The sequence below is a fragment of the Pseudomonas sp. NKUCC02_KPG genome (assembly GCF_019345465.1).
GTDB lineage: Bacteria > Pseudomonadota > Gammaproteobacteria > Pseudomonadales > Pseudomonadaceae > Aquipseudomonas.
This window is the reverse complement of sequence record NZ_JAHKRC010000023.1, coordinates 24,284-36,887: the sequence shown is the minus strand read 5'-3', so window position 1 is coordinate 36,887 and position 12,604 is coordinate 24,284. Positions and strand designations below refer to the sequence as shown.

Genomic DNA, 12,604 nt, shown 5'->3' with positions numbered 1-12,604 from the left:
TATAAAAGATTGCTCGTTGTGAGCAAGGGCGTGCATCGCTGTGCGCCACTTCACTGAAACTATCTAAGGAAGAAGTTCAAGTCATGACTATTTCAATTAACTATAGTTCGTTTGTTGGTTCTGATTCGATTGGTGACGTGCTTAGCGATTGGGCTCAAGGTTTTAAAACTGCGGGTCACGGTCTAAGCAATACCGGTGGTTTCAATAGTGGCGGTCGTGCTCAAGATGGTGAGCAGTATGCGACGCATGGTGCCAATAATTCGGACTACGCCTTTATCGCAGGAAGCGATACCAGCAATGGCCTGCATTATGTGTATGACCCTAAAGTCTCTGCTGGCGACAACATGAATCATTACCTGTGGGGTGAACTGGACAGCGTGAGTTTGGGTGAAGTGCTGACTGGTGGTTCGGGCAGCGCGTTTGGCCTGGACGACTACACCGTCTCCTTCAACGGCCTCGACCTGTCCGCCGCCAGCGATGCCGGCCGTGCAGGCAACGCTGTTCAGGACGTGATCTACGGCCTGATGAAAGGCAACGTATCGGGTCTGGAAGGCGTGCTCAACAACCTGTTGAGCGAGTTCGGCCTGTCCACCGATTCAACCTTCGACCAGTTGGCCGCTGCTGGCCTGGCCCACTCCGATGCACCGCAGGTTGCTGATATCAGCCTGGTGGGCGTGCAAGAAGTGGTTCAGGACTGGGCTCTGGCGGCGTAACTCCCGCTCACTTCAGTGAACTCCAATCCTGTGGGAGCCGGGCTTGCCCGCGATTGCATCGCAGGCAAGCCAGCTCCCACAGGGTTTTCGGCCCACTTCCTCGGAATCCTTCCATGACCCGGCCCAAAGCCAACGAGATGCTGGCTGCCTTGACGGCCTACAAACGTGCTTTCTTCAATATCGGCCTGTTCTCGGCCGTGATCAATTTACTGATGCTGGCACCGGCGTTGTACATGTTGCAGGTGTATGACCGGGTGCTGGCATCGGGCAATCAAATGACCCTGTTGATGCTGACGCTGATGATCCTCGGCCTCTTTGGCCTGATGGGCGCGTTGGAATGGGTGCGTAGTCAGGTGGTGATCCGCCTCGGCACGCAGATGGATATGCGCTTGAATCAGCGCGTCTACGACGCCGCGTTCGAAGCGCAATTGCGCACTGGCAACCCGGCGGCCGGGCAGGCGCTGAATGACCTCACCAGCCTGCGCCAATTTGCGACCGGCAATGCCCTGTTCGCGTTCTTCGATGCGCCGTGGTTTCCGGTGTACCTGTTTGTAATTTTTATGTTCAGCCCGTGGCTGGGGCTGCTGGCCCTGGGCGGGGCGGTGCTGTTGATGATACTGGCGTGGGTCAATCAGCGCGTCTCGCAAGCCCCACTTAAAGCCGCCAGTGAGTTGTCAGTGCAAGCCACCCAGCAAGCCAGCGCCCATCTACGCAATGCCGAGGCCATCGAGGCAATGGGCATGCTCGATACCTTGCGCGAGGGTTGGTTGGCACAGCACACGGCCTTTTTGGCGCAGCAGAATCTGGCCAGTGAAAAAACCGCCACCGTCAGCGCCTGGTCAAAAGGCGTGCGCCTGGCGCTGCAATCCCTGGTGCTTGGGTTGGGCGCGCTGCTGGCCGTACAAGGCCAGATCACGGCCGGGATGATGATTGCCGGCTCCATTCTGATGGGCCGGGTACTGAGCCCCATCGACCAGTTGATCGGTGTATGGAAGCAATGGACGTCGGCACGGCTGGCCTATCAGCGCCTCGAAGCATTGCTGCACAGCTATCCGCCGCGAGCCCGGCGCATGGCATTGCCTGCGCCTCGGGGCGAACTGGCGGTGGAGCAATTGAGCGCCAGCGCTCCCGGCACCCGTCGCGCCACCCTGGCCAACTTGAGCTTCACCTTGCCGGCCGGGCAAGTGATAGGGGTGATCGGGCCTTCTGGCTGCGGCAAGTCGACCTTGGCCCGGCTGTTGATTGGGGTATGGCAACCGCTGGCGGGCAAGGTGCGGCTGGACGGGGCTGAGTTGTCGCAGTGGGACAAGCATCAGCTCGGTCCGCATCTGGGGTATTTGCCCCAGGACATTCAGTTGTTTGCCGGGACCATCGCGCAAAACATCGCACGCTTTGCCGAGGTGGATGCCGACAAGGTGTTGGCCGCTGCGCAACTGGCCGGAGTGCATCAGCTGATTCTGCAATTGCCCGACGGCTATGAAACACGCCTGGGTGAAGGCGGCGCGGGGCTGTCCGGCGGGCAGAAGCAACGCATCGGCCTGGCCCGTGCACTTTACGGCTTGCCAGCGGTGATCGTGCTCGACGAACCCAACTCCAACCTCGATGAAGCCGGGGAACAGGCCTTGTTACAGGCCATTGCCCAGCTCAAACAGCACAAGCGAACACTGATTTTGATCACCCACAAACCCAATGTGCTGACCCTCACCGACTACCTGTTGATTCTGCGCGAAGGCCAGCTACAAGCCTTTGGCCCGACGGCCAAGGTGCTTGGTGCGCCCGCTGCAGCGAAACCTGCGGCGCCCAAGCCTGCGATGAATGTGAGCTATCGGCTCGGTACGGCAGAGGCGGGCAAGGCATGAAGTATTCGAACGCCAAGGTCCCTGGGGACAGCAATGTGCTGCAACTGGATGACACCCGCTATTCGCGTTTGGGTTGGCTGCTGATGCTCGGCGGCTTTCTCGGGTTTCTCGGCTGGGCCGCTTTGGCGCCGCTGGACAAGGGCGTCGCGGTGTCGGGCAAGGTGATGGTTTCGGGCCATCGCAAAGTGGTGCAACACCCCAGCGGCGGGATTGTTGAGCGGATCGATGTGCGTGACGGCGACAAGGTGGATGCCGGTCAGGTCTTGATCCGGTTGAAGGAAACCCCGCTGCTGGGGCAGGCTCAGTCGTTGCGCAGCCAGTTTTATGGCTCGCTGGCCAGTGAGGCGCGGCTAAATGCCGAGCGCGATGGCGCCGCCAGCGTGAACTTTCCTGTCGAGTTGACGGCCTTGGCGACCGAGCCGGAAGTGGCATCGAATCTGGTATTGCAGCGGCAACTGTTTGATAGCCGCCGTCAGGCGTTGCTGCTGGATCAGCAAGGGGTCGACGAGAGTATCGCGGGCGCCGAGGCGCAGTTGCGCGGGGTGCGTGAATCCCAGACCAGCAAGGTGTTGCAACGCACGGCCCTTGCCGAACAACTGCAAGGTTTGCGTGAGCTGGCGAGGGAAGGGTATATCCCGCGCAATCGCCTGCTGGACAGCGAGCGGGTGTACGCCCAGGTACTGGGCTCCATCAGTGAAGACTACGGTCGCATCGGTCAATTGCAGCGACAAGTGTTGGAGATGCGTCTGAAAATTCGGCAACTGGCCGAGGAGTATCAAAAGGAAGTCCGTACCCAACTGGCCGACACCCGAGTGCGCACCGAGGATCTGCGCAACCGGCTGGCTTCGGCCGAGTTTGAGTTGGCCAACAGCCAGTTGCGCGCTCCCGTGGCCGGAATTGTGGTGGGGCTGGATGTGTTTACGGAGGGCGGCGTGATCAAGCCCGGTCAGGCACTGATGGAAATCGTGCCCCAGGGAGAACCCCTGCTGGTCGAGGCGCGCGTGCCGGTTGAACTGGCCGACAAGGTTCACCCGGGCTTGCCGGTGGAGTTGATGTTCTCGGCCTTCAGCCAAAGCACCACGCCAAGGGTGGCGGGCGAGGTGACACTGGTGTCGGCGGATCGCCAGGTCGATGAGCGCACGGACGAGCCGTATTACACGCTGCGCGCACAGGTCAGCGATGCGGGCATGGCCCAACTGGCCGGGCTGCAGATTCGCCCGGGCATGCCGGTTGAAGCATTTGTGCGCACGGGCGAGCGTTCGATGCTCAATTATCTGTTCAAGCCGTTGCTCGACCGTACGCATATGGCGTTGGTGGAGGAATGACGGTGCGCCAGTTCTTATGTGGATTACTGATGGCGTGTGCTGGGCCGGTACAGGCGATGGGGTTGCTGGAAGCCTACGATCTGGCGATTCGCAACGACCCGACCTTTCAGGCCGCCATTGAAGAGCGGGCGGCAGGGGAGGAGAACCGCGCCCTGGGTCGCTCGGCGTTGCTGCCCACCCTGTCGTGGAACTACAACAATTCGCGCAACGAGTCCGAAGTCACCCAGGCCAGCACTCGGACCGACCGCGACTACCGCAGTTATGCGGCGACCTTGACCTTGCAGCAACCGCTACTGGACTACGAAGCCTACGCACGATTCCGACAGGGAGCAGCGCAGGCGCTGTTTTCTGATGAGCGCTTTCGCAGCAAAAGTCAGTATCTGGCGGTGCGCGTGCTCAGTGCCTACAGCCAGGCGCTGCTGGCGCAGGAGCGGATCGAATTGAGCCGGGCGCAAAAGCGCGCCTTTGCCGAGCGCCTGCAACTCAACCAACGGCTTCTTGAAGGCGGTGAGGGTACTCGCACCGATGTGCTGGAAACCCAGGCGCGCCTGAGCATGGCGGTGGCTGAAGAAATCGAGGCGCAAGATAATCAGGACGCAGCCTTGCGTGAGCTGGAGGCGATGCTTGGTGAGCCGCTGCAGGTCGAGCAGCTTGCCCCACTGGTGGCGCATTTTGTGATTCTGCCACTGGAACCTCGGCGCTTCGAAAGCTGGCGCGAACTGGCGCTGGCCAATAACCCGGAGCTGGCGTCGCAGCATCACGCGTTGACCTCGGCCGAGTATGAGGTGGAACGCAAGCGGGCCGGGCATCTGCCCAAGCTCAGCTTGTATGCCAGCAGCCGTCAGACCAGCTCCGATTCGGAGAGCACCTACAACCAGAAGTACGACACCAACAGCGTGGGCATTCAGCTCACCGTGCCGTTGTTTGCAGGGGGATCGGTGTCGGCATCGACCCGTCAGGCTGCGCGGCAACTGTCCCAGGCTCAGTACGAACTGGACGCGCAAACAGCGACCACGCTGGTGGACCTGCGCAAGCAATACAACCTCAATAGCAGCGCGGCGGCCAAGGTGCGTGCGTATGAAATGGCCGTTGAGTCTGCCGGTGCACTGGTGCAGGCGACGCAGAAAAGCGTGAGTGGGGGCGAGCGGGTCAATCTGGATGTGCTGGATGCCGAACAGCAGCTGTTCAGTGCCAAGCGGGATTTGGCTGAGGCGCGCTATGCCTATTTGCTGGCGCGGGTGCAGCTCAAGTACTACGCGGGGTTATTGAATGAAGGGGATTTGCGGCAGGTGGCGGGGTATTTTCGGGCCCATTAAACATGGCCATAGTGCGGCGTGGCCATCGCGGGCAAGTCCGCTCCCACAGGTATTGCGCTGATCCTGTGGGAGCGGGCTTGCCCGCGATTCGGTCGACACGGTGTATCAGAACCTGTGTTTACCGGCGAACCAGCAACACGCCCGACTCCATGTGGTGAGTCCACGGGAATTGGTCAAATACTGCGCAGCGCTCAATCCGGTGAGTATCGTGCAGTTGGGCGATGTTCTCGGCCAATGTTGCAGGGTTGCACGAGATATACAGGATGTTATCGAAGCGGCGTGTCAGTTCGCAGGTGTCCGGGTCCATGCCCGCACGCGGCGGGTCAACGAAAACGCTGCCGAACTCGTAGCTTTTCAGGTCAATACCCTGCAAGCGACGGAATGGACGTACTTCATTCAGGGCTTCGGTCAGTTCTTCTGCCGACAGGCGCACCAGCGTGACGTTATCCACAGCGTTGTCGCGCAGGTTGTTGAGCGCGGCGTACACCGATGTCTTGCTGATTTCGGTAGCCAGCACTTTGCGCACGCGAGTTGCCAGCGGCAGGGTGAAGTTGCCGTTGCCGCAATACAGTTCCAGCAGATCATCCGAACGTTCGCCCAGCGCTTCGTATGCCCAATTGAGCATCTTCTGGTTGACCGTGCCATTGGGCTGGGTGAACGCGCCTTCGGGCTGTTGATAAGTGAAGGTGCGACCCGCCACTTCCAGCGCTTCGACCACATGATCGCGGCCGATCACGACACGTTTGCCCTTGGAGCGGCCGATCACGCTGATATCGAGGTCTTTGGCCAACTGCTCGGCAGCGGTTTGCCAGTGCTCGTCCAGCGGGCGGTGATAGCACAGAGTGACCATCGCATCGCCTGCCAGGGTGGTCTGGAACTCAACCTGGAACAGCTTGTGGCTCAGGGCTGAGCTGGCTTTCCAGGCGGCCTTGAGTTGGGGCATCAATTGGTTGATGCGCAGGCTGGCAATCGGAAACTCTTCGATCAGGATCGGTGTGCGCTTGTCATCTTGCGCGAACATGGCGTAGTGACGCTCGCCCCCTTCGCGCCACAGGCGAAATTCGGCCCGCAGACGAAAGTGCTTCAGGGGCGAATCGAACACCTGGGGTTCTGGCGCATCGAAAGGCGCCAGCAACTCGCGCAGACGATTGGCCTTGGCCTCAAGCTCAACGGCGTAGGTAGCAGGATCAAATGGCAGAGCACTCATGCAGGAAACCAACCTAGCTTGACGACAAACAGAACCGACAGAATGATCAGCGGCGCATTCAGCTCACGGGCGCGGCCCGACAGCAGCTTGATCACGGTCCAGGAAATAAAGCCGAAGGCAATGCCGTTGGCGATGGAGTAGGTAAACGGCATGGCCAGTGCGGTGATCACTACCGGTGCGGCAACGGTGACGTCGTCCCATTCGATTTCGGCCAGGCCGCTCATCATCAGCACGGCAACAAACATCAGCGCAGGTGCGGTGGCGAAGGCTGGAACGCTGGCGGCCAATGGCGAGAAGAACAACGCCAGCAGGAACATGATGCCGACCACGATGGCCGTCAGACCGGTACGGCCACCGGCGCTCACGCCTGCCGCCGACTCGATGTAGCTGGTGGTGGTCGAAGTACCCAGCAACGAACCGGCCATGGCTGCGGTGCTGTCAGCGATCAGGGCGCGGCCCATTTTTGGCATGTGGCCGTCTTTGCCCATCAAGCCAGCGCGCTTGGCGACGCCGATCAATGTGCCGGAGTTGTCGAACAGGTCAACGAACAGGAAGGCGAAGATCACGCTGATCAGGCCTATGTCCAGAGCCCCCTTGATGTCCAGTTGCAGGAAGGTCGGGGCCAGGGAAGGTGGCATCGACACGACGCCACCGAAATCGGTGACGCCCATTGCAATGGAAGCAATGGTCACGGCCAGAATGCCGATCAGCACCGCGCCGCGGACTTTCATTGCCTCAAGGGCAACAATCAGGGCAAAGCCCAGGGAGGCCAGGATCACTTTTGGCTGAGCCAGATCGCCCATGCCGACCAAGGTTGCCTTGTTGGCAACCACGATACCGGCGTTACCCAGGGCAATCAGCGCCAGGAACAGGCCGATACCGGCGGCAATCGCCGAACGCAGTGGCAGGGGGATGCTGTTGATGATCCATTCGCGGATGCGAAAGATCGACAACAGGAAGAACAGCACCGCCGAGATAAACACCGCACCCAGCGCTACCTGCCAGGTGTGGCCCAAGTGCAGCACCACGGTGTAGGTGAAGAAGGCGTTCAGGCCCATGCCCGGTGCCAGTGCAATCGGGTAGTTGGCGATAATGCCCATGGTCGCCGAACCGATAGCCGCCGCCAGACAGGTGGCAACAAATATGGCGCCTTTGTCCATGCCCGTCTCGCCGAGAATGCTCGGGTTGACGAACAGGATGTAGGCCATCGCCAGGAAGGTGGTGATACCCGCAAGAATCTCGGTACGCACATTGGTGTTGTGTGCTTTGAGTTGAAACAGCCTTTCCAGCATGCCAGTCCCCGTGGCGCCAAATGCGCCGTGATTAAATCGTTTTCAACAGCAAAGCACAGACGTGGACCGTCTGAAGAATTTCTGTCTGTCGGAAAAAGCCGCGCATCATACCAGCAGCTCGTACATATGGCTGCTTTGGTTACCCTGCTGGGCCTTGTTTTATAACCTTGATGTCGCAGGCATACTGCGTGCCAGTTTTAGGAGGGATCCATGAAGCACGTCATCACGTCGATTTCAGCCTGTGTCGGCTTCCTTATAAGTGCCGCGATCAGCGCCGCGCCCGCGACACCCCTGAGCACCCTGGAAATTCTCAAAGTGGCGTCTGTTTCCTGCGCTGTAGAGGATGTGTCCGATGGTCGTGAGCAGACCCGCTGCGACCACAAGGGCCCTGGTATCAAGGTCTATGTGCTGGAGCGCGGTTACGGCGGCCAGCCGAATGTCACGCTCGATGGCCAGGAAGTGGACGGTGTGCGGGCTGCGGTCTGTAACCAGGGCGAGGGGCTGGTGGCCTGCAACGGTGCGGGCACCACGGTGGGGCACGTGTATACCTTTGACCTGGGTAACAAGGACGGTGGCTGGTTCGAGTTCAGCAACACCTCGCTGGTGCCGCCGCACAACCGGCTGGGTGTGCGGCTATATATAAAGTGAGATCCTCACCTGTAGTCGCTGCCGCAGGTTGCGATCGGGCCCGCAGGAGCCGCTCTTTTTAAAGAACGAAGGTCCTTCGGCCCTTATCGCAGCCTGCGGCAGCGACTACAGGGTTTTGTGCTCTTCTACCATCCGGTCCCGGTTGGCCAGCCCCGGGAACAGTTTTATCCACAGCCCGGTGACGACCAGCGTGCCAACCCCGCCCAACACCACGGCGGGCACTGTGCCCAGCCAGTGGGCCGTCACTCCGGATTCGAATTCCCCCAGCTGGTTGGACGCGCCGATAAACAATCCGTTGACCGCGCTCACCCGGCCACGCATTTCATCCGGGGTCTCCAGTTGCACGAACGAGGCGCGGATCACCATGCTGATCATGTCCGCCGCGCCAAGAACCACCAGCACTGCCATTGAAAACCAGAACGAGGTCGACAGGCCGAACGCGATGGTGGCGACCCCGAATATCCCCACCGCGGTAAACATGACGCGCCCCACCTTGCGCTCCACCGCGAATCTGGCCAGCCACAATGACATCAGCAGGGCGCCGACCGCCGGTGCCGAGCGCAGCATGCCCAGGCCCCAGGGGCCGGTCAGCAAAATATCCTTGGCAAACACAGGCAGCAGCGCCGTGGCCCCGCCCAGCAGGACGGCAAACAGATCCAGGGAGATGGCGCCGAGGACGTCAGGGCGACTGCGAATGAAGCGAATGCCCGCGAGCAGGGAGTCCAGCGTGGCCTTGGCTTTGTTCAGCGGCAACTGGCGGGCGGGGAGGTTACTCATCAGCAGTGCCGCAATCAGATACAGCGCAACGCTCGGGCCATACACCCAGACGCTGCCAAACGCATACAACAAGCCCCCAAACGCTGGCGCGACAATGGTGGCCGATTGTTGCGCCGCTTGTGCCGCCGCCACTGCGCGCGGGAACAGCTCAACCGGCACGATCGAAGGCAGCAGCGCCTGGGTGGCGGGCATTTCGAAGGAGCGGGCGGCACCCAGCAAAAACGCCAGGATAAAGATCATTTCCCGGGTGATGTGATCGCCTGCGCTGCTGGTGGCCAATGTCAGGGCGATCATTGCCTGTACCGACTGGCACAGGGCCGCCACTCTGCGACGATCATAGCGGTCGGCCACATGCCCGGTGTGCAACATAAACAGCAGGCGCGGCGCGAACTCGATCAAGCCCACCCATCCCAGGTCCATCACGTTGCCAGTCAGTTGGTAGAGGTTCCAGCCAATGGCCACGGTGAGCATTTGAAATGCACTGGCGGTGAAGATACGGGCAAACCAGAAGGCCACAAATGGCCGGTGATGGCGGAGCAGAAGGGGCTGGCTGGTCATTTAAAAGAGGTCGTGGCCGAGGGTGGGGGGACGTTGAGATTATCATTGTCTTGTAACAAATAATGACTCGAAATATCACATATCCCCAGCGCCCCACGTTGGGTCAAACAGGGCTTTTGCGCGATTCCTTGTGGTTCTTGCAACGGTCTATATCAAGGCCTGAGGCATCGTGTCACGCGACAACAAACCACATTAGCCGTGTGTCAGGAATGGACTACTCTTTCATCCATGCTTGATCCAGATCAAAGCCTTTGGGTTTTTGTCTGAGTGGCCAGCCGGCCAGATCCCTTGGTGTTGTGGTTTTGAAAGCGAGCAGCGATTCGCGGTGGCCACGGCGTGCAGGGTAGTTGGATTCAGGCGCGAAGTCTGGGTCCTCAACGACCTGATACCTGATAGAGGAAGACTTATGTTCGGTTTGGATGCTCTCGAGCTCGCCCGAATTCAGTTCGCGTTTACCATATCGTTCCACATCATTTTTCCCGCCATTACCATCGGTCTCGCCAGTTATTTGATGGTGCTCGAAGGCATGTGGCTGAAAACCCGTGACGATACCTACCGCGACCTGTACCACTTTTGGTCGAAGATTTTCGCCGTCAACTTCGGCATGGGCGTTGTATCGGGCCTGGTCATGGCCTACCAGTTCGGCACGAACTGGTCGAGGTTCTCGGATTTTGCCGGTGCTGTTACCGGGCCGCTGCTGACCTATGAAGTACTGACTGCATTCTTCCTTGAAGCGGGTTTTCTGGGCGTCATGCTGTTTGGCTGGAATCGCGTGGGCCGGGGGATGCACTTCTTCTCGACCGCGATGGTGGCCCTGGGAACGCTGGTCTCTACCTTCTGGATCCTGGCCTCCAACAGCTGGATGCAAACCCCGCAAGGCTTCGAAATCATCGATGGTCGAGTGATTCCGGTGGACTGGCTGGCGGTCATTTTCAACCCGTCGTTCCCTTACCGTCTGGCGCATATGGCCACGGCCGCCTTTGTCGCCACGGCATTTTTCGTCGGCGCGTCAGCGGCCTGGCATCTGTTGCGCGGTCGTAACACGCCGGCCATTCGCCGCATGTTCTCGATGGCCATGTGGATGGCCCTGGTGGTTGCGCCGGTACAGGCGCTGATCGGTGATGCCCACGGTTTGAATACCCTCAAGTATCAGCCAGCAAAAATCGCGGCCATGGAAGGTCACTGGGAAAACAAACCCGGTGAGCCAACGCCGCTGATTCTGTTTGGTATCCCGAACATGAAGACCGAAACCACGGACTACAAGATTCAGATCCCGTACCTGGGCAGCCTGATTCTGACGCACAGCCTGGACAAGCAAATCCCTGCGTTGAAGGAGTTCCCGCCAGAGGATCGCCCCAACTCGACCATCGTGTTCTTTAGCTTCCGCATCATGGTGGCGCTGGGCATGTTGATGATCTTCGTCGGGCTTTGGAGCGTATGGCTGCGCAGGCGCGGCACCCTGTACGAGAACCGCTGGTTCCTGCGTATGGTGCTGTGGATGGGACCATCGGGCCTGATCGCGATCCTTGCGGGTTGGTTCACCACCGAGATCGGTCGCCAGCCGTGGGTGGTTTACGGGCTGATGCGCACTTCGGATGCGTCGTCCAACCACAGCGTCATGCAAATGAGCGTCACGCTGGTCATGTTTGTCGTGGTGTATTTCGCGCTGTTTGGTGCGGGTCTGGGTTACATGATGCGTCTGGTACGCAAAGGTCCGATTACCCACGAAGGCGAAGAAGACACCCACGGTGGCCCAGGCCAGCAACGCACGCCTGCCCGTCCTCTGTCTGCGGCCCATGAGGGTACAGATGAAGGCCACAGCGACAGCCTGACTAAGGGGAATTGAGTCATGGGTATTGATCTGCCACTTATCTGGGCAATCATCATCATCTTCGGGATCATGATGTATGTGGTCATGGATGGTTTCGATCTCGGGATCGGCATCCTCTTTCCCTTTATCAAGGGCGAGAGCGACCGCGATGTGATGATGAATACGGTCGCCCCTGTCTGGGACGGTAACGAAACCTGGTTGGTACTGGGCGGCGCGGCATTGTTTGGTGCCTTCCCGCTGGCCTACTCGGTCGTGTTGTCGGCACTGTACTTGCCACTGATGCTGATGCTGATGGGGTTGATCTTTCGGGGCGTCGCCTTTGAGTTCCGCTTCAAGGCACGGCCAGAAAAACGCCATCTCTGGGACAAGTCCTTTATTGGCGGCTCGCTGGTGGCAACCTTCTTCCAGGGGGTGGCGCTGGGGGCCTTCATTGATGGGATTCCGGTGGTTAACCGTCAGTATGCGGGGGGCGGGCTGGACTGGCTTTCACCGTTCACTGTGTTCTGCGGGATTGCCCTGATCGTGGCCTATGCATTGCTTGGCTGCACCTGGCTGATCATGAAAACCGAAGGCCACTTGCAGGAGCGCATGCACAAGTTGGGTCGCCCGCTGGCGTTGGCCGTACTGGTGCTGATGGGCATCGTCAGCCTGTGGACGCCACTGGCGCACACTGACATTGCTGCACGCTGGTTCACACTGCCGAACCTGTTCTGGTTCTTGCCGGTGCCGATCCTGGTCTTGGTGACGATGTATGGTCTGCTCAAGGCGATAGCGCGCAAGGCTCACTACACGCCGTTTCTGTTGACCCTGGTGTTGATCTTCCTGGGTTACAGCGGTCTGGGTATCAGCTTGTGGCCGAACATCATCCCGCCTTCGATCTCGATCTGGGATGCAGCGGCACCGCCCCAAAGCCAGGGCTTCATGCTGGTAGGCACCTTGTTTATCATCCCGTTTATTCTCGGTTACACCTTCTGGAGCTACTACGTGTTCCGCGGCAAGGTGACTCACGAAGACGGTTATCACTAGTCGTACATGCCGCTGTGGCCTGAGGGCCACAGCCTTTTCCCCAGAGGAGGCC

The 12,604-nt window shown here is 59.7% G+C and carries 10 protein-coding genes; 7 read left to right on the top strand and 3 right to left on the bottom strand.

Features of this window, described 5'->3' with window-relative positions:
• Window positions 1–83: 83 nt before the first annotated feature.
• The 4 genes from KO536_RS23270 to KO536_RS23255 all read left to right on the top strand — a co-directional run bounded on the left by KO536_RS23270 (window position 84) and on the right by KO536_RS23255 (window position 5,213).
• A complete protein-coding gene (locus tag KO536_RS23270; protein WP_133076957.1) occupies window positions 84–713 on the top strand; it encodes a heme acquisition protein HasA in 630 nt (209 codons plus the stop codon).
• Window positions 714–826: 113 nt separating this feature from the next.
• On the top strand, window positions 827–2,572 hold the full coding sequence (locus KO536_RS23265; RefSeq protein ID WP_219263153.1) for a type I secretion system permease/ATPase: 1,746 nt from the start codon (window positions 827–829) through the stop codon (window positions 2,570–2,572).
• A complete protein-coding gene (locus KO536_RS23260) occupies window positions 2,569–3,897 on the top strand; it encodes an HlyD family type I secretion periplasmic adaptor subunit (RefSeq protein WP_219263152.1) in 1,329 nt (442 codons plus the stop codon). Before KO536_RS23265 ends, KO536_RS23260 begins: the two co-directional genes overlap by 4 nt.
• Before the next feature lie 29 nt (window positions 3,898–3,926).
• The gene (locus tag KO536_RS23255; RefSeq protein ID WP_219263159.1) at window positions 3,927–5,213 is read left to right on the top strand and encodes a TolC family outer membrane protein; all 1,287 of its coding nucleotides are present in this window, start codon (window positions 3,927–3,929) and stop codon (window positions 5,211–5,213) included.
• 118 nt (window positions 5,214–5,331) lie between these two features.
• On the opposite strand, the gene trmA is transcribed toward KO536_RS23255, so the two are convergent.
• Entirely contained in the window at window positions 5,332–6,420 is a 1,089-nt protein-coding gene (gene trmA / locus KO536_RS23250) for a tRNA (uridine(54)-C5)-methyltransferase TrmA (protein WP_219263151.1), read from the bottom strand.
• Window positions 6,417–7,712 (bottom strand): NCS2 family permease, encoded by a 1,296-nt coding sequence (locus KO536_RS23245; RefSeq protein WP_133078620.1) that lies wholly within the window; start codon window positions 7,710–7,712, stop codon window positions 6,417–6,419. Before KO536_RS23245 ends, trmA begins: the two co-directional genes overlap by 4 nt.
• Window positions 7,713–7,922: 210 nt before the next feature.
• Here KO536_RS23245 and KO536_RS23240 point away from each other — a divergent pair, with 210 nt between their 5' ends.
• A complete protein-coding gene (locus KO536_RS23240) occupies window positions 7,923–8,360 on the top strand; it encodes a DUF4879 domain-containing protein (protein ID WP_133078619.1) in 438 nt (145 codons plus the stop codon).
• 105 nt (window positions 8,361–8,465) lie between these two features.
• Here the strand turns inward: KO536_RS23240 and KO536_RS23235 are convergent, their stop codons facing one another.
• Complete coding sequence (locus KO536_RS23235; protein WP_133078618.1) at window positions 8,466–9,695, bottom strand: MFS transporter; 1,230 nt, start codon at window positions 9,693–9,695, stop codon at window positions 8,466–8,468.
• Between the two features lie 406 nt (window positions 9,696–10,101).
• Here KO536_RS23235 and KO536_RS23230 point away from each other — a divergent pair, with 406 nt between their 5' ends.
• Both KO536_RS23230 and cydB read left to right on the top strand, forming a co-directional pair.
• The gene (locus tag KO536_RS23230) at window positions 10,102–11,541 is read left to right on the top strand and encodes a cytochrome ubiquinol oxidase subunit I (protein WP_133078617.1); all 1,440 of its coding nucleotides are present in this window, start codon (window positions 10,102–10,104) and stop codon (window positions 11,539–11,541) included.
• A 3-nt stretch (window positions 11,542–11,544) separates the two neighbouring features.
• The gene (gene cydB / locus KO536_RS23225; RefSeq protein ID WP_133078616.1) at window positions 11,545–12,552 is read left to right on the top strand and encodes a cytochrome d ubiquinol oxidase subunit II; all 1,008 of its coding nucleotides are present in this window, start codon (window positions 11,545–11,547) and stop codon (window positions 12,550–12,552) included.
• The last annotated feature ends 52 nt before the right edge of the window (window positions 12,553–12,604 follow it).